This is a genomic window from Acidobacteriota bacterium (genome assembly GCA_016196065.1).
In the GTDB taxonomy this organism is placed as follows: Bacteria; Acidobacteriota; Terriglobia; order Terriglobales; family Acidobacteriaceae; genus Acidiflorens.
Map to the genome: position 1 here is coordinate 121,157 of JACPYL010000001.1, position 19,466 is coordinate 140,622.

Below are 19,466 nucleotides of genomic sequence, written 5' to 3' on the forward strand. Positions count from 1 at the left end.
TCCTCACGTTGTCCTTTCATGAATCCATCACTTCCCATCGCCATTGTTGGAGGCGGTCCGGCCGGTGCACTCGCCGCAGAGCGCCTGGCGGCCGGCGGGCGAAAAGTACTTCTCTTCGACGAGAAACTCGCCTGGGAAAAGCCCTGTGGCGGCGGTCTCACTCACAAGGCGCTGACACAGTATCCCTTTCTGGCGGAAGCTCGCACCGACTCCAGATTCATTCAACACTGTGAACTGATCAGCCCGGCCGGACGTCGCGTGAGTTTCGAACTACGCCACCCGCTGGCGATCTTCTCGCGCCTCGCATTGAATGGCCTATTGCTGGAACGAGCACTGCGCACTGGAGTGGAAGTGCGCAAAGAACGCGTGACGAGAATCTCGGGAGGCGATGGAGACTGGCGGCTGTTTACATCGGCAGGCGAACATCACGCGCAATATCTGGTGCTAGCGGCAGGCGCGCGCAATTCTCTTCGCAGCCAGTTTGTGTCAGTGATTTCCTCCGACGACCTGATGGTCACGGCTGGGTATTTCATTACCGGCGAGAGTTCCCTGGTACAAATCCAATTCCTGAAGCAGCTCAGCGGATACATCTGGATATTTCCGCGTCCCGATCATCTTTCGGCTGGCATTGCAGCGAAGATGGGTGAGGTTTCCGCCTCCGATCTGCGCCGCCAACTCGAAACCTGGCTCGCGGACAATGGTTTTCACCTCGATGGTGCGCGATTTTTTTCGCACATTCTGCCAGCATTTCGTGCGCAGACTCTCGATGAGATGAAAGTCTCCGGTGAGGGCTGGATGATGATCGGCGACAGCGCTGGGCTCGTCGATCCGATCACCGGCGAAGGCTTGTATTACGCGTTGCGCTCAGCCGAGCTGTGCGCCGAGGCCCTGTTGGCGCAGGAACCCACACGTTACGCGGCGCAACTGGAAGAAGAAGTCGTTTCTGAATTGAAGCTGGCGGCGCGCGTGTCGCAACGTTTCTACCATGGACAGATTTTCGGAGATAGCGTGCTCGAACGCATGATTTCTCTCACCCAGCAAAGCGCAGGTATTCGCGATCTGATGGGCGATTTGTTTGCGGGAATGCAAGGCTACCGTGGACTCAAGACGCGCCTCATGCGAATTGCTCCGGCGCTGGCGTTGGCGGCGATGACCGGGGCGCTAGGTTTTCCGGGCAAGCCGTCAGAACCGATCAAGCATCCATCGTAGAGACGCGGCTGGCCGCGTCTCTACATGGAGATCTTCTTTAGCGGTATCTGCCAGGCCTAGGCGGCTTTCTCTTTCAGGTTGGCGATGTCGTCGAGCAGCACTTTTTCGTGCCCTTCGGGATTCACCTTCTCGTAGACCTTGCGAACGATCCCCTTGGGATCGACCACAAACGTGGTCCGCTCCCAGAATTTCATTCCCTTCCACTCTGACTGGCCCAGCCCCAATGTCTTCATCAAGCTGGAATCTGTGTCGGCGAGGAGGTCAATCGTAAAGGCGAACTTGGTGCAGAAATTCTTGTGCGACGCCGAATCATCTGCGCTGACACCGGCGATCTTGATTCCGGCCGCGTCAAAATCGGACTTAGTGGCAGTGAAGGCCTTGCCTTGGATGGTGCAGCCGGGCGTGTCATCTTTCGGATAAAAGTAGACCACCAGCCAATGTCCGGCATAGTCGCTGAGTTGCGTGAGCTTGCCGTCCTGATTGGGCAGCGAGAAATTCGGGAAGGGTTTGCCAGCAGAAAACATGAGGGAGTCCTTTCGTGCAAAGACGTTAGCGAAAATTGTAGCAGGCGAATAGGATGGGCAAGGCATCTTGCACTGCTATCGGCCCAAGCGCACGATGATCAGAGGCGCGCACTTGCGGAGTCGTGAGCGCACTTTAGTCCATGTACTTGCGGATGTTTTCCGTTCGCTCTTCAGTGCTTCTCGAGGCTCTATCGGCGAGGAAGCGCGCAGGCTACGATTTGTCCAGAGGTGTACGTTCCATGGGCGCAAACATGAAGACTGGTAAGGTTTTGACCCTACTGCTGTTAGCAGGCCTGACCTTCGGTTGCGGTGGAAGCAGCTACGGCGGAGGAGGCGGGGGCGGGGGAACAGCGCCGTCGGCTCCCACGGGGCTTGCCGCCACACCCGGCGATCAGCAGGCCAGCCTGACTTGGAACGCCAGCAGCGGAGCAACCAGTTATCACGTAAAGCGGGCAACCGCGAACGGAGGACCCTACACGCAAGCCGGATCACCCACCGCCACCACCTACACCGATAGCGGCCTCACGAACGGTACGGAATACTTCTATGTAGTTTCCGCAGTGAATTCCTACGGAGAAAGCACGAATTCCACCGCCGTTTCGACCATTCCGAACCTGCCGATACCGCCGATACCCACGGGTGTGAGTGCCACGCCTGGCAACCAGCAAATAAGCCTTTCGTGGACGGCCAGTGCGCGCGCTTCCAGTTATCACGTGAAGCGCTCCACCACCAGCGGCGGCCCCTATACGCAGGTTGGTGCACCCACGGGCACGAGTTACACGGACACCGCCCTTACCAATGGAACCACGTACTACTACGTCGTATCGGCGCTGAATGCGAGAGGCGAGAGCGGCAATTCAACTCAAGTGAGCGCCACGCCGACCGGCGGAGTGAATGTGACCGTCACCGTCGATCCGACGCAAACGAAGCCGGTTTCACCCTATATCTACGGCCTCAATTTCTATACCGGCATCACGGGCGCTCCGCCCCACCTCACGCTCGATCGTGCGGGTGGAAATCGCTGGACGGCCTACAACTGGGAGACGAACGCTTCGAATGCCGGGAGCGACTTCTTCTATCAGAACGACAACTTCCTGAGTTCGAGCAGCACTCCAGCGGAGGCGGTTCGCAGTTTCGTCGCCGCTGACCACGGCCTCGGAATCGCCAGCGTCATGACCGTTCAACTGCAGGGCCTGGTATCGGCCGATGAGAGTGGTCCGGTCGACATCAGCAACCCGCCCGACTTGTCGCGTTTCAAACAGGTGGTCGACAAGAAGAGCACCGTCACACCCGCTCCTTTCACAATCAGCCCCGACAACACGGACGCTAACGTCTACATGGACGAATTTGTCTGGGCAATGGACCAGAAGTTGCCGGGAATCTTTGCCGCCAATGCTTCCCTACCGACATTTGTGAGTCTCGACAACGAGCCCGAACTTTGGAACTCCACCCACCTGGAAGTGCAGGGGCATAACCCAGTCACGTCGGACAACTACATCGCAAAGACGATCACGCTCACGAAAGCCTTGAAAGACCAATTCCCGAACCTGATGATTTTCGGGCCCGTGCACTACGGATTCCTCGGCATCTACAACTGGCAGGGCGAACTCGCGGCCACGCCGAATGGGGCCAACTGGTTCCCCGATAAATATCTGGCGGCCCTCAAGACCGCGTCCAATACCTATGGCAAGCGACTGGTGGATGTCTACGACTTCCACTGGTATTCGGAAGCAACCGACGGCACCACGCGCGTGACCAACATGACCGGATCGAATCTGACTGCGGCCCAGGTGCAGGCCATTGTGCAGAGCCCACGCAGCCTGTGGGATCCGTCATTTACGGAAACATCCTGGATTACCCATGATGTGCTGGGCGGACCCATCAATCTGCTGCCCAGACTGCAGACAAAAATCGCGGCTGGATATCCGGGCACAAAAATCTCAATCACCGAATATGAAAACGGCGGCGACAACCACATTGCCGGAACCATCGCTCAGGCAGATAACCTCGGCATCTTCGGCAGCCAGGGGATCTATGCGGCAACCCTATGGCCGCTCGGCAACGTCCCCTACATTTTCGCGGGATTCCGTGCCTATCGCGGCTTTGACGGAGCCAACTCCCACTTCGGCGATACCTCGTTGCAAGCGACATCAAGCAACGTGCAAAACGTGATGGTCTATGCCAGTTCCGATACGACCCATCCCGGACGCATCGTATTCGTCGCCATCAACCGGGCTACAACCCAGCAGGTCACTGCAATCAACGGTGCGACCCTGTCAGGGACCGCTTCCGTGTATCAGATGACAGCGACTTCGGCGCAGGGGCAGAATCCGATTCATCCGGTGCTGGTGCAGACGACGCCGGTGAGTGGGACGTCGATGACGATTACGCTGCCGGCCTTGAGTGTGTCAACAATTGAGGTGAAGTAGCACCGCAGCGATACTCGCTTTTGGGCGGTGCGGCGTTCCAATGCTGCGCCACCCAAGAGCAACTTCAACATCCGTCACCGGATTCTTCTTCTCCACCCGACCAACAGATGTTTGCACATCACAGCCTCCTCCTTACTCCGAGCGTATGATTTTCAGGTCGAACCGCAGCGCACATGAGGCCGGTTGTGCACGCATCTTTGGTGATGATGATGCGCACCCGACCGAGGTACGCGCGGCGACAATTTGTAATCATAAATACAAGGTGGATAACGTGAAGACGAAGAAAGGCGTTATTGGAATCCTAACTGGTGGCGGCGACGTACCTGGCTTGAACCCCGCCATCCGGGCTGTAACAATCCGCGCACTGCGCGAGGGCTGCGAAGTGATTGGCATTCGCCGGGGATGGGGCGGGCTGGTCGACATCGTCCGCGAAAAAGACTACGACAATAGCGAGAACTACCAGACGCTTTCGGAGGACTTGGTCAACCGCACAGGACGCACAGGAGGCACGTTCCTGCATACGTCCCGTACCAACCCCAGCCGGGTCAGCAAGGCCAGCGTGCCGGCGCATCTGCAGTCGACTTACAACGCCGAGAAGAACGACCTGACCGCAGAAGTTCTGAAGAATCTGGACTGGCTCGGCATCGATTACCTCATCCCGATCGGCGGAGATGACACGCTGAGCTACGGCGTGCGCCTGTATCAGGAGGGCGTGAAGGTCGTCGCCATCCCCAAGACAATGGACAACGATGTCCCCGGCACCGACTACTGCATCGGCTTCAGCACCTGCGTGACCCGCACCATCTCCATGACCAACAGCCTTCGCACGAGCGCGGGCTCCCATGAGCGATTCATGGTGCTCGAGGTCTTCGGCCGTTATGCCGGATTCACAGCCATGCTCCCCACTATGGCCGGAGCCGCGAATCGGTGCGTGATCCCGGAGCACAAGTTCGACATCGAGCGACTCGCCGAATTACTCGCTTATGACCGTCAGAAAAATCCCAGCCATTATTCCGTCGTTCTGGTTTCCGAGGGAGCGATGTTTCAAGGCGGAGAGATGATCTTCGAAGCCGAGACCACGGACGCCTTTGGCCACAAGAAACTGGGCGGTATCGGAGACCTGGTATCCGAGAAACTGAAAGAGATTTCGCCGAAGTACAACAAGGGAAAAACCATCGACATCATCAATCAGAAACTTGGCTACCTGGTACGGTGCGGCGATCCGGATGCGATCGATTCCATTGTCCCCATGGCCTATGGCAACCTGGCCCTCGACCTGCTTCTCGGCAAGATTCACGGACGGCTGGTCGTTCTCAGAAACGGCCGATACGATAACATGCCGATCGACACGGTCACGTCCATGAAGAAAGTCGTGAACGTTAAGGAGCAGTACAACATTGACCGCCTGCGCCCGCACTACAAGAGCTTCGAGATGAAGCCGTTGTTCATTATGACTAGCGAGATGGGATAACGGCATCACCGGGCGAGTGGCTCTAGCGATTGATGATGGGACGGAGGAATCCGTTTTTTGGGTGGCGCAGCGGTTTACCGCTGCGATCAGATGCTATTTCATGATGGGGTTTAGCCCCTGCGGTTTGGCTCGTGACTCTCAGCGGTGATTGCGACTGCGGACAGTCCCCCAGCGGCTGAAGCCGTCGAGTTCAGTCTTGGACCGCAGCGCTGAAGCGCTGCGCCACCCAAAAGCAAGTGGAACATCTCCGGGAGTTTGACCCTTTGCTATTGGAGGCTTATTCCAATCCCAACTCTTTCGCCAGCGACTTCCACTTCCCGTCCACCGCCGCGCGCGTGTCCGCATCCATCAAAATCTCATCCGGCCACGGACGCGCAAATCCTTCTGTCGACCACTTTCGCGTTGCGTCGATGCCCATCTTTGATCCGTAGTTGGCGAGGCGGGACGCGTGGTCGAGAGAATCGACTGGTCCCATCGTGAACTGGATGTCGCGCTCCGGATCAATGTTGTTCAACGCTTTCAGCGTGACGTCGGCAACGTCCTGGACGTTAACGTCTTCGTCCACCACGATGATGCACTTCGTGAACATGGCCTGCCCGAGCGACCAGATGGCATTCATAACTTTGCGGGCCTGTCCGGGATAGGACTTGCGGATGGAGACGATCATCAGATTATGGAAGACGCCTTCGATGGGCAGATTGACGTCGACGATCTCGGGGATAGTCAACTTCATCAGCGGGAGGAAGATGCGTTCGACGGCTTTGCCCATCCATGCATCTTCCTGCGGAGGCTTGCCCACTACCGTGGTCGCATAGATCGGATCTTTCCGGTGGGTGATGCAGGTAACGTGAAATACCGGGTACAGATCTTCGAGTGAATAGAATCCCGTGTGGTCGCCGAACGGACCTTCCATCTTCAGTTCGTCGAGTTTCACGTAGCCTTCGAGAACGATCTCAGCATCGGCGGGAACTTCCAGGTCGATCGTTTCGCACTTCACGAGTTCGACCGGTTTCTGGCGGAGGAATCCGGCAATGATGAATTCTTCGACATCCGGTGGTGCGGGAACGATGGCGGAGAAGGTCAGAGCTGGGTCGGTACCAATCACAACCGCGACATCCATCCTGCCTTCGGGACGATCTCCAGCGGCGAGCATGGTCGCGCCGGCCGAGCGAGCCATCAAGTCGACGGCGGCGCGAGCCTGTGCTCCAGCACTTCCGTCATGTTCGATGGACTGCCGCATGCGGTCGCGATAATGTTCCGCAGCTACTTTCTGGCGTTGCCAGTGCATGCCGGTCGATTGCTCGTCGTGAACCTGCATGCGATACATGCCGACGTTGCGCTTCCCGGTTTTCGGATCGCGGGTGATCACGCACGGCAAAGTGATAAATCGCCCGGCATCTTTCGGCCAACATTGCAGAATGGGAAAATCAAGCAATGAAAACCCGTCCCGCTTGATCACTTCCTTACAAGGGCCGGTGGGAACTGTCTTCGGAAAGAATTTGCCCATTTCGGCCAGCATCGGCAGCATCTTTACTTTGTCGAGAAAGCCTTGCGGAGACTTCACGTCCATGAAGGCGCGAATGCGATCGGCAACTTCATCCAGCGAATCGACCTCGAGCGCCATCCGCATGCGCCGCGCGGATCCAAACTGGTTGATGAGCAGCTTTCCGCCAGGATAGCCCTTGATGTTTTCGAACAGCAGCGCCTTTCCGCCAACAATGCCCTGCTTGTCGCGGCTCTTGGAGACGCGGTCGGCGATTTCGGCAATTTCCAATATCGGGTCTACTTCCGTGCGGATGCGTTTCAGTTCCCCAGCGCGGTCGAGCGCCTTGATCCAATCTCGCAGATCGTCGTAGGCCAAAATTCCTCCCGGGATGACAGACGATTATATGACGGGCCGCCAAAACACATTCACCACAGGGCCACAGAGAAAATCCAGTTTGGTTTGTGTCTCTGCGGTGAACACGACTGGACCCTCTTCCACATTTCCCGCTCTGCGACTAGGATATGGATGCGAATTCTGTACTCATCTGTCTTGCTGGAGGAAAAATGATCCGCCTGAAGGTGAATGGGCAAGAAAAGACGTTTGACGGCGATCCGGACATGCCGCTGCTGTGGTATCTGCGCGACGTTGCCGGACTCACAGGCACGAAATTTGGGTGCGGGATGTCCCTGTGCGGAGCGTGCACGGTGCATCAGAATGGCGAGGCCATTCGGTCCTGCACGACGGCGATGAAGGAAGTGAGCGGCGCGGAGATCACTACCATCGAAGGCATCGCGCCCATGCATCCCGTGCAGAAGGCGTGGATGGAGATTCGCGTCCCCCAGTGCGGCTACTGCCAGACGGGACAGATCATGCAAGCGATCGCATTACTGAAGGACAACAAGAATCCGACTGACCAGGATATCGACACGGTGATGTCCGGCAACCTGTGCCGCTGTGGAACGTATTCGCGCATCCGGGCGGCCATTCATCAGGCTGCGAAGGAGACGGTATGAAGCGTATCGAGAATGTTTCCCGTCGCGGATTTATCCAGGGAGCGCTGGTCGGCGGAGCATTTGTGCTCAGCGCGCGCTATATTCCTCAACCGCTTTGGGCCGCTGAGGGCGAAGCTGCTCCGGCGTTCGACCCGAGTCTGTGGGTGACAATTTCTCCGGACGGCGCGGTGACGATCGTCGCGGGCCGATCCGAGATGGGATGCGGCAGCCGCACTGCACTGCCTTTGGTCGTTGCTGATGAGCTCGATGCGGATTGGTCCAAGGTGAAGATTGACCAGGCGGTCGGCGACCCAAAATACGGTGATCAGGACACGGATGGATCTCATTCCGTCCGCAGCTTTTTTGATCAGATGCGACAGGTCGGAGCCGCGGGAAGAGCGATGCTGATCAGCGCCGCCGCCGCGCAATGGAATGTTTCGGCCAAAGACTGCACCACAGAACCTCACTTCGTCGTGCATCGTGCTAGCGGTCGCAAACTCGGATACGGTGAACTGGCTGGCGCCGCCGCCAAGTTGCCAGTTCCAAAAGTCGACGACTTGCAGCTCAAGCCGCGCTCGGAATGGCGATACATCGGCAAGGAAACGAATGCGCTGTTCGACCTTTCCGATATCGTCACCGGGAAAGCGACCTTCGGCATGGACGCAACCATGCCGGGCATGGTCTTCGCGTCGATCGAGCATCCGCCAGTACTCGGCCAGAAGATCAAATCCTATGACGACAAGGCGGCTCTGAAAGTCCCGGGAGTCAAGCAAACACTGACTCTCGAAACCGTCCAGCCACCGCACAAGTTTCTGCCTCTGGGTGGCGTCGCCGTAATCGCCGACAGCACGTGGGCGGCGTTCCAGGGACGCAAGAGCCTGAAAATCGAATGGGGCAGCAGCCCGCATTCGTCCTACAACTCAGCGGCCTATCGCAAGTCGCTCGAAGCAACATCCAAGAAGCCTTGCAAAGTTGCTCGCAACATCGGCGACGTGGACGCGGTGTTCGCAAAGGGTGGAAAGATCATCGAAGCCGAATACTACGCACCCCATCTGGCGCATGCTTCGATGGAACCGCCCGTCGCAGTGGCTGAGTATCGTGATGGCAAGGTTTTGGCGTGGGCGCCGACGCAGAATCCTCAGGCGGTGCAGGACACAGTGGCCTCGGCGCTCGGCATCAAGAAGGAAGATGTAACCTGCCATGTCACGCTGCTGGGCGGCGGTTTTGGACGCAAGTCAAAACCAGACCAGGTCGCGGAAGCGGCCGTTCTCTCGAAGCAACTTGGCAAGCCCGTCAAAGTTGTCTGGACTCGCGAAGACGATATTCGCTTTGGCTTTTTTCACTCGGTTGCAGCCATGTACATGAAAGCGGCGATCGGGTCGGACGGCAAGCCGACAGCGTGGCTCCAGCGCAGTGTGTTTCCTCCGATCAATTCGACTTTCGAAGCGGGCGCCACCTATGGCGACGACGAAATGGGTCTGGGGTGGAACAACGTGCCCTTCGACATCCCCAATCATCGCGCAGAAAACGGGCCAGCCGACTATCACGTTCGCATCGGATGGCTGCGCAGTGTCGCGAATATTTATCACGCATTCGCAGTCCATTGCTTTGCCGACGAACTGGCAAAATCCGCAGGTAAAGATTCGGTGCAATATCTGCTGGACCTGATTGGGCCGGCGCGAATCATTGACCTGGGCGCCAAGGGCGACGACGCGGAAGAAGCTAAGGCTTATCCGCTCGATACTGGACGCATGCGCCGCGTGCTCGAGATTGCCGCTGAAAAATCAGGTTGGGGCAAGCGCCCCATGGGCAAAGGGCGCGGCATGGGCGTCGCCGTCCACCGCAGCTTTTTGACTTACGTTGCCACGGTGGTTGAAGTCGAGGTGGATGCCAAGGGTCAAGTACATATTCCCGGAGTCTGGACTGCGGTAGATGCGGGAACCATCGTCAGCCCCGACAATATCCGCAATCAATTCGAAGGCGCAGCGGTATTTGGAACGAGTCTCGCGCTCTATAGTGAAATAACAGCCACCAATGGAGTGATCAATCAGGGCAATTTCAACGACTATCAGCTGGCACGCATGAACCACTCTCCTCGCAAGATCGACGTCACGATTGTCGCGAGTGATGCGCCGCCGGCAGGCGTTGGGGAACCTGGGGTTCCGCCAGTTGCGCCAGCATTGTGTAACGCGATCTTTGCGGCGACGGGAAAACGCGTGCGCGAATTGCCGGTGTCGAAGACGAAACTGGTGTAGAGCAACCGGCTTTGATCAAGAACGATCGAAAGGAAGCACGCGTGTTCCAGCGAATTCCATTGATTGCCCTCTTGCTGTCGTTGTGCGCGTCTGCGCAAGAGATCACTGTCGCCGCCGCTGCCGACCTCTCCACGGCGCTCCCCGAAATCGCGGCTGCCTACGCCAAACAATCGGGGCAAGTGGTCAAATTGTCGTTCGGTTCTTCCGGCAACCTTACGACACAGATTCAGAACGGCGCGCCTTTTGACGTTTTCTTTTCGGCCGACGAGAGTTATCCGACGCAACTCATCGAAGGAGGCCTCGCCGAAAAGGACTCGCTCTATCGTTACGCAGTTGGACGACTGGTTCTGTGGGTACCGAACGATGTTCCCGTCGACGTGCAAAAGCTGGAAATTAAGTCGCTGCTCGATCCTGCTGTAAAGAAGATCGCCATCGCGAACCCTGCCCACGCTCCCTACGGACGCGCCGCAGAGTCCGCATTGAAGAACCTTGGTGTCTACGATCAGATTTCGTCCAAGCTCGTGTTGGGCGAGAGCATTTCGCAAACCGCGCAGTTTGTGGAATCGGGCAACGCACAGGCCGGCATGCTGGCGTTGTCGCACGCTCTATCCCCGAATCTGAAAGACAACGGCCACTACTGGACCGTGCCACTCAATGCCTATCCCACGCTGAACCAGGCTGCAGTCGTGCTTTCCAAGTCGAAACAGCAGGCCGCGGCTCGCAAGTTCCTGGATTTTGTGCGCGGACCTGATGGCTCTTCCCTCCTGAAGAAATACGGCTTCAGCCTGCCCGAGGAGAAGCACTAACGTGAATTGGGAGGCGTTCTGGCTTACGGTTCGCCTCGCCGCCATTGTCTCCGCATTGTTGCTGGCGATTGGCGTTCCGATCGCCTACTGGCTGACGTATTCACGCTGGCGCGGAAAGTTCCTGATCGAAGCTCTGATTGCCCTGCCGATTGTCTTACCTCCCACGGTATTGGGCCTTTACGTACTCATGGCTCTAGGGTCGCGCAGTCCGATAGGGCGGTATTGGGAGTCGTGGACTGGGCATCCGCTCGCGTTTACGTTTGAAGGATTGATCATCGGCAGCGTGCTCTATAGCCTGCCGTTTGCCGTGCAGCCATTCGCGGCATCTTTTTCGGGAGTTGATCTGAAATTGCTGCAGGCCTCGGCATCGCTGGGGCAATCGCCGATCCGCACGTTTCGACGTGTCGTGCTTCCCCTTTCCAAGGCCGGACTGGTCACAGGCTTCGTGCTCAGCTTCGCGCACACGCTCGGCGAATTCGGTGTGGTATTGATGATCGGCGGCAATATTCCTGGAGTGACTCGAACAATCTCGATCGATATCTACGATCAAGTGCAAGCAGGCAATTATTCTGCCGCGTATCAAACGGCATTGCTGCTGCTGATCATTTCTTTTGTTGTGCTGTCCGTCGTGTATGGCGTCAACCGCCGCGTTTGGACTATAGGTCCGTCGAAATGACAGCTGACGGCACACTCCCAAATAGCGGTGGCGGAGCATCGGATCTGGAAGTCCGCATCCGCAAAGCCTTCTCGAATGCTGAGTCCGCGTTCGACCTGGATCTTCATTTTCGAGCAGCGCCCGGATTCACCATTCTGTTTGGCGCGTCCGGCGCCGGAAAAACTACCGTCCTCGATTCCATTTCCGGCTTGGCGCGTCCGGATCATGGACGGATCTCTGTTGGCGGCGAAATCTTGTTTGATTCGGATTCGAAGCGAGATGTGCCTGCCTGGAAACGAGCGATTGGCTACGTTATTCAGGACTTGGCTCTGTTCCCGCACCTAACCGCTCAGGAAAACGTTGCATTCGGATTGCATGCGCTTGGAGCCTCCGAACAGCAGAATCGAAGTCGCGAAATGCTTCGGGCATTTCACATTGAGCACCTCGGCGAACGGCGGCCTTCACAAATTTCCGGCGGCGAGCGCCAACGGGTGGCGCTGGCTCGCACTCTGGTTACGCAGCCGCGCGCGTTGTTGCTCGACGAGCCGCTCGCTGCTCTTGATCGTCCAACGAAGACGCGGATTCTCGACGACCTGAGGCTGTGGAACCAATCGCACCAAGTTCCCATTCTCTATGTCACACATAGCCATGAGGAGGTGTTCGCGCTCGGCGAGCACGTCATCGCACTTTCTGCGGGACGAATCGTCGCACAAGGCCTGCCGCACGAAGTCATGAGTGTGCCGCGACTGGAGACGGTTGCCCAACTACTGGGGTTCGAAAATATATTCGACGCTCGCGTGACATCGCTCCACGAAGAACGAGGCACGATGACGTGCTGCCTGAGCGCGGGGACGGTAGAGTTGGAAACACCGCTGGTTCGCGCGGACATTGGAACGCAGTTGCGGGTTGGAATCCGCGCCGGCGACCTGCTGCTCGCCACCGAACAACCGCGCGGATTGAGTGCCCGCAATGTCATTGCCGGGACGATCCGAAACATCGAGCGGAGGGATGTCATCATCTCGACGGTTGTGGAGTGCAGCGGCACTGACTTTGAAGTCCACCTCACATTGGCAGCGAGAGACTCGTTGCAGTTGGCACCGGGAAAGAGCGTATGGGTCGTAGTAAAGACGCACTCGTGTCACTTGATGGCTGGTGCTCGCTGACCAACGGATCCCTCAGCGGCTAAAGCCGTATCGAGTTGAATCGCCTAACCGCAGCGGTGAACCGCTGCGCCACCCAAAGGCAACACCGGATCGTTAACTCAGCGGCTTTGCTTGGTCAGTTTCTGCAAGGCTGCGTCCTGTTCCCTCTCCAACGCGATCACCGCAACCCACTGCCCATCGCTATTCTTCTGAAAGACAACCTTCCCGCCTAGCTGCGCAGCAATATCTTCTGGCGGCAAATCCCGGTGGTAGCCGAAGAATTTCTCTTTGAGATTCTGCCAGGGTAGCCAGTCTTCCAGCAAAGGACGACTTGGCTGATACTTGGTCGAGAATACGAGAGCGACGTCGAACTGATTGCTAGCCGCTGCGGCAATCGAGATTTGTCCGGGAGTGAAGTCTTCTATCCGTACGACTGGCAACGGCGGCGAGACATAGCCCAACCATGGCCGCGAGAGTTCATCCGACGCCGGCCACGCCGTCAATACGCGAGCTTTCGGATACCGCAAGGCGAGCAATCGTTCGGCCTCGGCGTGCATCACCACGTAGTCGCGATAGGCAAGGTTGTCTTCGATGGCGAATCCATAGGGTGGATTGGTGAACAGTCCCGCGACAAAGGCGATCGCAACCAGACCCACTACCAATCGCCAGTAGCGAACGCGCCGCCAGATCGTAGAGACGAGCACTAAGATCACCAGGGGCACGACCGGCAACATGTAGCGAGCGAGTACGGCTCCTCCCACAACAGACATGAATGCGAGATATGCGAGGAGTACCACCAGAAAAATCAACTGAATCCAGAGGGCGATCCTCGCGCGTGGGACTCCCGCCGTAACCTGTGCGCCGCGGCGCATTGCCAGCACAGCGCCAGCGGTCAACAAGTACAAGCTGAAATATCCGAATACTTCCCAGATGCGCAAGCCCAGGGCCAATGGGATTCGGAGCGGATTGAGGGTCGCCGTCACGTTGTAGCGAAGGAATTCAGGATTGCCGAATAGGAACCCAGTCTTCGCGTAGTGATACGTGTACCAGCAAATCAGCAACAGCACTGGCGCCAGCAAGGTGTACGCACGCGAACGGCGTGCAACAGATGGAAAGAAATCCGGTCGACGCGAGCGCATAACGAGGGCGAGAAGTTCCCATCCAAACAAAGCCATGGGAGCCACAATCGCCGTTTCCTTGGCGAGCACTGCCAGTGAAAACCAGAGCGCTGTGCTCCACGGACGATCTTCGAGATAGGCCAGCAGTCCCCAGAATGTGAGCCCTGCCGCGGCCAGATCAACATGCGCGAGCGAACTCTGCGTAAAGAATACTGGATACAGCGCGGTCAGAAGCACTGTCGCTGATGCCACGGAGAGATTCGTGACCAGGCGCGACAACCGAAACAGTCCAAGCAGCGTGAACGCGGCTACGGCCAGCATCGCCGATCGCGTAACCAGCGAAGAATATCCGGCCACTTTCCACGCGAGCGCCAACCAGGCCATCACCAGAGGCGGATGAGCATTGGAAGGTGTCGAGTGTGGGATCAGCGTGCCTGTGAGAAGCAGATCGCGGGCTGCGGGGATGTAGTATCCCGCTTCATCCCAAAAATACGGCAACCGCAGCAACGGCGCATGCAGCAGCATGAGCACGGCGAAGAACAATGCGAAGAGAAGCAGGTGCTGCGTCCACGGGGGCGATGCGGGTCGTGAACGCGCTCCGCCGGAAGGAATTGCCTTCATTAGTGTACTGGACCGCCAGGCGCACGCGGATCAAGCTGAATCGGCCCGAAGGCAGCTTCATAGTTGGCGACATTCTGTTGCAGGAGCGCCATCAACGCTTTCGCTTGTTGCGGACTAAGATACACTCCCTGAAAATTGCGCAGTTCCACTTGCGTTTCCGAACTCTGCTGCATGGTTCCAAAGACAAGAAAGAAATCCCACACATTGACCCGGATCTGCACACTGTTGGCATAGGCTTCGCGATAGTCCGCGGTGTTGGAGAATTTTACGTTCGGTTGTGGCTGCGTATTCATGACAGAAGTGTATCGTCTGGCAGTTCAGCAGGCAAAGATGAGCGATCGCAATTTCGGTGGAGACGGGGCAAGCCCCGTCTCTACGGCAATAGCTCGTAGCTCACGAACGCGAACTTCTTTGAGTCCGGCGACCACGAGTTGACGTTGATCGAGCCCTGCCCTCCGAACAACTGCGTGAGAACAGGAATCCCGTCTTCGTCCTGAGGAATCTGCGCAGGCGCATCGCTCGCGGGCAGGGGGATCATCCGCAACTGGACTGCTGTTTTAAAATCATGCCCTTTGGTGCCGGCCGGGAATGTTAGAAACGCGAGCCACTTGCTGTCCGGAGAGGGATGCGGGAACCAGTCCTCGCCAGCATCGCCGGTCACGCGCTGTGCCTGATTATCATTGGCGCCGGCGCCCTCTGATGGAAACCGCCAAATGTCCCATCCCCCCGACCGATCGGTGTTGATGTAGATCCATTTTCCGTCGGGCGAGTAATCGGGACCGTCATCAAAACCGGGGCTCGTAGTCAGCCTCTCCTCTTGGCCGCCTCGAGATGAAATGCGGTAGATGTCAAAATTGCCGTTCCGCTCGCCAACAAACGCCAGCCAGCGGCCATCTGGCGACCATCCGTGAAAATAGCTTGGAATATTTGCGGTCACGACTTGCGGACTGCTGCCATCGGCGTTGGCTACATACACCTGCGAGCCATCGGCGGGTTCGTGCGACGCGGAGAATGCCAACCGCTTACCATCCGGTGAAAGCGCCTTGTCGTTATTACATTCATAGCCCTTATCCAGTGCGAGTTTCTCCGGCTGCGGCTGTCCGGTCGCATCCAACGGGAAGCGGTAGATCACTCCACCCGAGTTTGCGATGAGGTATTTTCCATCCGGCGACCAGTTCGGCGCCTCCCACAATGTGTCGGCGCTATACACGACTTGCACGCTCTTGCTCGTCAGGTCGTAAATCGAAATCCTGCTGCGCACGTTTTCTGGATTCGCGTGTGCCTCGGTCGCGGGCAGTTCCTGGATGCTTACGTTGGAGAACACAGCCGTCTCAAGCACTTTCGCATCGTGCGAGCAGACGCCGATCCCGACATAGACCGCGCCTTCCATGCCGACGGTTGCGGGAATTGCCGGGACCAATTGTTCTCCCGGCCTACCTGCGGACATCAAGAACTGCGCTCCTCGCCGCTCCAGTCGAATTCGAACGGGAGCTGTCACACTCGATCGCACTTCGGAGGTCTCGGCACCGGGAATTGGCCGAAACTGGAGTGCGGTTAAGCCATCCCCGTGCAATGCGACATCGGCGTAGGCAGCATTTGGATCGAGGCTCTGGCGCACGACCAGCACGGCTTTGCGATGATCCTCGACGCCTTTACCCACAAACTGGACATCGGCCGTGAGCGCGAAGTTTCCGGACATGCGCTTCCACAAGAAATGAAATGCGTCCAGCGACGCCCACATGTTGGCGCCGCCGCCCGTAACCCGATATTCGCCCTTCGCGGCGTCGTAGACAGCGGAACCAGCCCACGGATTGGCGCCGACGTCACCCTGCGCCTCGAATAGGCCGATGGATGCTGAACTTGGCTGCGCGTCGGCGGGAATCGAATACACCAATAGGAACAAAGCCAAAAGTGCGAACAGGTAACAACGAAGCTTCGACAAAGGGTTCATAGAAGATTTCCGGTTCTGAACATTCTCAAACATTGCGATTCCACAGCACTTTACCACTTGGGATGAACTTTGCGGATTTGGAAACTCCGATTATGCAGCGTCGCCGGTGATCCGATCCCCTTTCGCCAACGCACACACAATTTCCCGGTTACGAATCTGTATGGAGTTCCCCTACAATGCTGCCCACGGGGTCTGCTGTACACTTCAAGAAACTGAGCAAGAATGTATCCCATGGCAACTGCGGAAACAGGGAATCTGGAAAACGAATCGGACCAGGGCGGTCAGGCTGCCGGCGCTTGTGTAATGGTGCTTTTCGGCGCTGCTGGCGACCTGACCAAGCGCAAACTGGTTCCGGCATTGTTCAACCTCGTCAAAGCCAAGCTGCTACCCAAGGATTTCGCAGTCCTGGGTGTTTCCGTCGACGACCTGACTCTTGAACAATTTCGCACCCAAGTCACTGGATTTCTTCCCGCTGAAGATCGCGGCACGGAACACTGGCAGTGGTTCACGGAGCGGCTCTTCTACCAGCGTGGAGAGTTCTCCGATCCCAACATGTACACGGCGCTGGCAGCTCGCCTGGCCGGTATAGACCAGGACCGCCAGACCGCCGCCAATTACATGTTCTATCTGGCGACGTCGCCGAAATTCTTTGGACCGATCGTGCAGCATCTGGGAGTAGCTGGTCTAGCCAAGCAAGAAGGCGGGAAATGGCGCCGAGTGATCATTGAAAAGCCTTTCGGCCATGATCTTGCGTCCGCAAAGGCTCTTAACCGCGAGATCAAAAGCGTACTGAACGAAAATCAGATTTACCGTATCGATCACTACCTGGGCAAAGAAACGGTTCAGAACATCATGGTGTTCCGGTTCGACAACGCTATCTTCGAACCGATCTGGAACCGGCGCTACATCGATCATGTGCAGATTACGAATGCCGAAACGGTAGGCGTAGAACAGCGCGGCGGATACTTCGACACCGCTGGAACGTTGCGGGACATGGTTCCGAATCACCTGATGCAACTGCTCAGTTTGACCGCGATGGAATCCCCGGCCTCATTCCAGGCGGACGCCGTACGTAATGAGCAGGCGAAAGTTCTGCACGCGATTCAACCGCTGGATTCCGAGGACGTCTTGAATCGCACGGTGCGCGGGCAGTACGGCGAGGGCATCGTAAACGGCGAAAAAGTTCCGGGCTACCGGACAGAGACAGGTGTTTCTCCGGATTCGAGAACCGAGACCTACGTTGCGATGAAGCTAACGGTCGACAACTGGCGCTGGGCGGGAGTTCCCTTCTACCTCCGAACTGCCAAACGCATGGCGCAGCGGCATACCGAGATTGCCATCCAGTTCAAGAGCACTCCTTTTGACTTGTTCCACAGTTCCGCGTTTCACAAATTGCATACCAATACACTTGTGATCCGCATTCAGCCGGTCGAAGGAATTTCGCTGAGCTTCGGCGCGAAGATTCCGGGCGCAATTCTTAAAGTTGGCTCGGTAGACATGAGTTTCGAATATTCGAAATATTTTGGAGCGGACGCCCACACTGGCTACGAAGTACTTCTCTATGACTGCATGATCGGCGACGCAACCTTGTTTCAACGAGCCGACATGGTGGAGGCAGGATGGAGCGTGGTCGATCCCGTGCTCGATGTGTGGACCGCCCTTCCGCCCCGCAAATTTCCTAATTACGCCGCCGGTTCCTGGGGCCCAAAAGATGCCGACGAACTGTTGGAGCGCGACGAGCGCCGATGGAGGAAAATAGAGCCATGATTCTCGCTGGAGAAATTGGCGCAACGCGTACCCGTTTAGCCGCCTTCGAAACCGAAGCCAGCCGGCTGAAACTGATCGTAGAAAAACATTACCTGAGCCAGGAACATGCCGGACTGGCCGAGATCATCGCGGAGTTCATCAAGAGCGAAGGCATCGCCGTGCACCGCGCTTGTTTCGGCGTCGCTGGCCCTGTGCGTCGCGGCCGCAGCAAGATATCCAATCTGACATGGCTCATCGATTCGCGCGATCTCGCCAAACAACTCAAACTCGAATCGGTGGGAATGATCAACGACCTTGAAGCCTTTGCATATGGCATCGACGGGCTCGACTCCAAAGATTTTGTCACCCTGAATGAAGGTTCCGAGGATGCGGAAGGCAATCGCGCTGTGATCTCCGCCCGCACTGGACTGGGAGTCGCGGGCCTTTACTGGGACGGTTTTCGGCATCATCCGTTCGGCTGCGAAGGAGGGCACTCCGACTTTGCACCGAGAACCGAACTGGAAATGACGCTATTGATGTACCTCCAGAAGAAATACGGGCGCATCAGTTGTGAACGGATTCTCTCCGGGCCTGGCATCAAGAACATCTACGACTTTCTCCGCGACACTCGCACGGCCGAGGAACCCGGTTGGTTGAAGGACCAGATGGCCGCTGCTGCCGATCCACCCGCGCTGATCTCCCAACTGGCGGCGGAAGGCAAGGCGCCCATCTGCGATCAGGCCATGTCGCTATTCGCGAGCATCTACGGGGCTGAGACGGGGAACGTCGCACTGAACTTCATGTCAACGGGCGGCATCTTCATCGGCGGCAGCGTGGCCGCAAAGAACGTGCCTCGAATGAAAGACCCAGTGTTCATGAAGTCGTTTCTCGACAAAGGCCGGATGGCGCCGCTCATGAAAGAAATCCCAGTGACGATTGTGCTGAACGACGATTCGGGACTCATCGGAGCGGCACGCTACACGCTGATCGAGAAGGCGTTCAAAAGCAAGAAGAGCACGTAGTCAGAACATTTGAGGGGCGACTGCTCGAAGGGCGTGGAC

The 19,466-nt window shown here is 57.3% G+C and carries 15 protein-coding genes; 10 read left to right on the forward strand and 5 right to left on the reverse strand.

Features of this window, described 5'->3' with window-relative positions; translation table 11 throughout:
- The first annotated feature begins 18 nt into the window (after nt 1-18).
- Nucleotides 19-1,209, forward strand: a complete 1,191-nt coding sequence (locus HY010_00620; GenBank protein ID MBI3474209.1) for an FAD-dependent oxidoreductase — start codon at nt 19-21, stop codon at nt 1,207-1,209.
- A 56-nt stretch (nt 1,210-1,265) separates the two neighbouring features.
- On the opposite strand, the gene HY010_00625 is transcribed toward HY010_00620, so the two are convergent.
- A complete protein-coding gene (locus HY010_00625; GenBank protein MBI3474210.1) occupies nt 1,266-1,733 on the reverse strand; it encodes a peroxiredoxin in 468 nt (155 codons plus the stop codon).
- 251 nt (nt 1,734-1,984) lie between these two features.
- Here HY010_00625 and HY010_00630 point away from each other — a divergent pair, with 251 nt between their 5' ends.
- Both HY010_00630 and HY010_00635 read left to right on the forward strand, forming a co-directional pair.
- Nucleotides 1,985-4,162: a fibronectin type III domain-containing protein gene (locus HY010_00630; protein ID MBI3474211.1), complete on the forward strand. Its 2,178-nt coding sequence runs from the start codon at nt 1,985-1,987 to the stop codon at nt 4,160-4,162.
- Nucleotides 4,163-4,307: 145 nt separating this feature from the next.
- The gene (locus tag HY010_00635; protein MBI3474212.1) at nt 4,308-5,633 is read left to right on the forward strand and encodes an ATP-dependent 6-phosphofructokinase; all 1,326 of its coding nucleotides are present in this window, start codon (nt 4,308-4,310) and stop codon (nt 5,631-5,633) included.
- Between the two features lie 277 nt (nt 5,634-5,910).
- Here the strand turns inward: HY010_00635 and HY010_00640 are convergent, their stop codons facing one another.
- On the reverse strand, nt 5,911-7,494 hold the full coding sequence (locus HY010_00640) for a UbiD family decarboxylase (GenBank protein ID MBI3474213.1): 1,584 nt from the start codon (nt 7,492-7,494) through the stop codon (nt 5,911-5,913).
- A 188-nt stretch (nt 7,495-7,682) separates the two neighbouring features.
- Here HY010_00640 and HY010_00645 point away from each other — a divergent pair, with 188 nt between their 5' ends.
- From HY010_00645 to modC, 5 genes are read left to right on the forward strand one after another with little or no spacing between them, the layout of a single operon-like run.
- On the forward strand, nt 7,683-8,132 hold the full coding sequence (locus tag HY010_00645) for a (2Fe-2S)-binding protein (protein MBI3474214.1): 450 nt from the start codon (nt 7,683-7,685) through the stop codon (nt 8,130-8,132).
- Complete coding sequence (locus HY010_00650) at nt 8,129-10,366, forward strand: xanthine dehydrogenase family protein molybdopterin-binding subunit (GenBank protein MBI3474215.1); 2,238 nt, start codon at nt 8,129-8,131, stop codon at nt 10,364-10,366. Before HY010_00645 ends, HY010_00650 begins: the two co-directional genes overlap by 4 nt.
- Nucleotides 10,367-10,407: 41 nt before the next feature.
- Complete coding sequence (modA, locus tag HY010_00655) at nt 10,408-11,172, forward strand: molybdate ABC transporter substrate-binding protein (GenBank protein ID MBI3474216.1); 765 nt, start codon at nt 10,408-10,410, stop codon at nt 11,170-11,172.
- Nucleotide 11,173: 1 nt separating this feature from the next.
- Entirely contained in the window at nt 11,174-11,848 is a 675-nt protein-coding gene (gene modB / locus HY010_00660; protein MBI3474217.1) for a molybdate ABC transporter permease subunit, read from the forward strand.
- Complete coding sequence (modC, locus tag HY010_00665) at nt 11,845-12,990, forward strand: molybdenum ABC transporter ATP-binding protein (protein MBI3474218.1); 1,146 nt, start codon at nt 11,845-11,847, stop codon at nt 12,988-12,990. Before modB ends, modC begins: the two co-directional genes overlap by 4 nt.
- Nucleotides 12,991-13,088: 98 nt before the next feature.
- Here modC and HY010_00670 read toward each other — a convergent pair whose 3' ends face one another.
- The 3 genes from HY010_00670 to HY010_00680 form a co-directional block, all read right to left on the reverse strand.
- The gene (locus HY010_00670) at nt 13,089-14,708 is read right to left on the reverse strand and encodes a glycosyltransferase (protein MBI3474219.1); all 1,620 of its coding nucleotides are present in this window, start codon (nt 14,706-14,708) and stop codon (nt 13,089-13,091) included.
- Nucleotides 14,708-15,001: a DUF3467 domain-containing protein gene (locus tag HY010_00675; GenBank protein MBI3474220.1), complete on the reverse strand. Its 294-nt coding sequence runs from the start codon at nt 14,999-15,001 to the stop codon at nt 14,708-14,710. Before HY010_00675 ends, HY010_00670 begins: the two co-directional genes overlap by 1 nt.
- Before the next feature lie 80 nt (nt 15,002-15,081).
- Nucleotides 15,082-16,659 (reverse strand): TolB family protein, encoded by a 1,578-nt coding sequence (locus HY010_00680; protein ID MBI3474221.1) that lies wholly within the window; start codon nt 16,657-16,659, stop codon nt 15,082-15,084.
- A gap of 231 nt (nt 16,660-16,890) precedes the next feature.
- Here HY010_00680 and HY010_00685 point away from each other — a divergent pair, with 231 nt between their 5' ends.
- Both HY010_00685 and glk read left to right on the forward strand, forming a co-directional pair.
- Nucleotides 16,891-18,426: a glucose-6-phosphate dehydrogenase gene (locus HY010_00685; protein MBI3474222.1), complete on the forward strand. Its 1,536-nt coding sequence runs from the start codon at nt 16,891-16,893 to the stop codon at nt 18,424-18,426.
- Nucleotides 18,423-19,427, forward strand: coding sequence for a glucokinase (glk, locus tag HY010_00690; protein ID MBI3474223.1), 1,005 nt, complete (start codon nt 18,423-18,425; stop codon nt 19,425-19,427). The genes HY010_00685 and glk overlap by 4 nt, the downstream gene beginning before the upstream one ends.
- The last annotated feature ends 39 nt before the right edge of the window (nt 19,428-19,466 follow it).

Coding starts and splice junctions, on each gene's coding strand:
- HY010_00620 (MBI3474209.1), top strand. CDS start 19: ATGAATCCATCACTTCCCATCGCCATTGTTGGAGGCGGTCCGGCCGGT.
- HY010_00625 (MBI3474210.1), bottom strand. CDS start 1,733: ATGTTTTCTGCTGGCAAACCCTTCCCGAATTTCTCGCTGCCCAATCAG.
- HY010_00630 (MBI3474211.1), top strand. CDS start 1,985: ATGAAGACTGGTAAGGTTTTGACCCTACTGCTGTTAGCAGGCCTGACC.
- HY010_00635 (MBI3474212.1), top strand. CDS start 4,308: ATGATTTTCAGGTCGAACCGCAGCGCACATGAGGCCGGTTGTGCACGC.
- HY010_00645 (MBI3474214.1), top strand. CDS start 7,683: ATGATCCGCCTGAAGGTGAATGGGCAAGAAAAGACGTTTGACGGCGAT.
- HY010_00650 (MBI3474215.1), top strand. CDS start 8,129: ATGAAGCGTATCGAGAATGTTTCCCGTCGCGGATTTATCCAGGGAGCG.
- modC (MBI3474218.1), top strand. CDS start 11,845: ATGACAGCTGACGGCACACTCCCAAATAGCGGTGGCGGAGCATCGGAT.
- HY010_00670 (MBI3474219.1), bottom strand. CDS start 14,708: ATGAAGGCAATTCCTTCCGGCGGAGCGCGTTCACGACCCGCATCGCCC.
- HY010_00675 (MBI3474220.1), bottom strand. CDS start 15,001: ATGAATACGCAGCCACAACCGAACGTAAAATTCTCCAACACCGCGGAC.
- HY010_00680 (MBI3474221.1), bottom strand. CDS start 16,659: ATGAACCCTTTGTCGAAGCTTCGTTGTTACCTGTTCGCACTTTTGGCT.
- HY010_00685 (MBI3474222.1), top strand. CDS start 16,891: ATGGCAACTGCGGAAACAGGGAATCTGGAAAACGAATCGGACCAGGGC.
- glk (MBI3474223.1), top strand. CDS start 18,423: ATGATTCTCGCTGGAGAAATTGGCGCAACGCGTACCCGTTTAGCCGCC.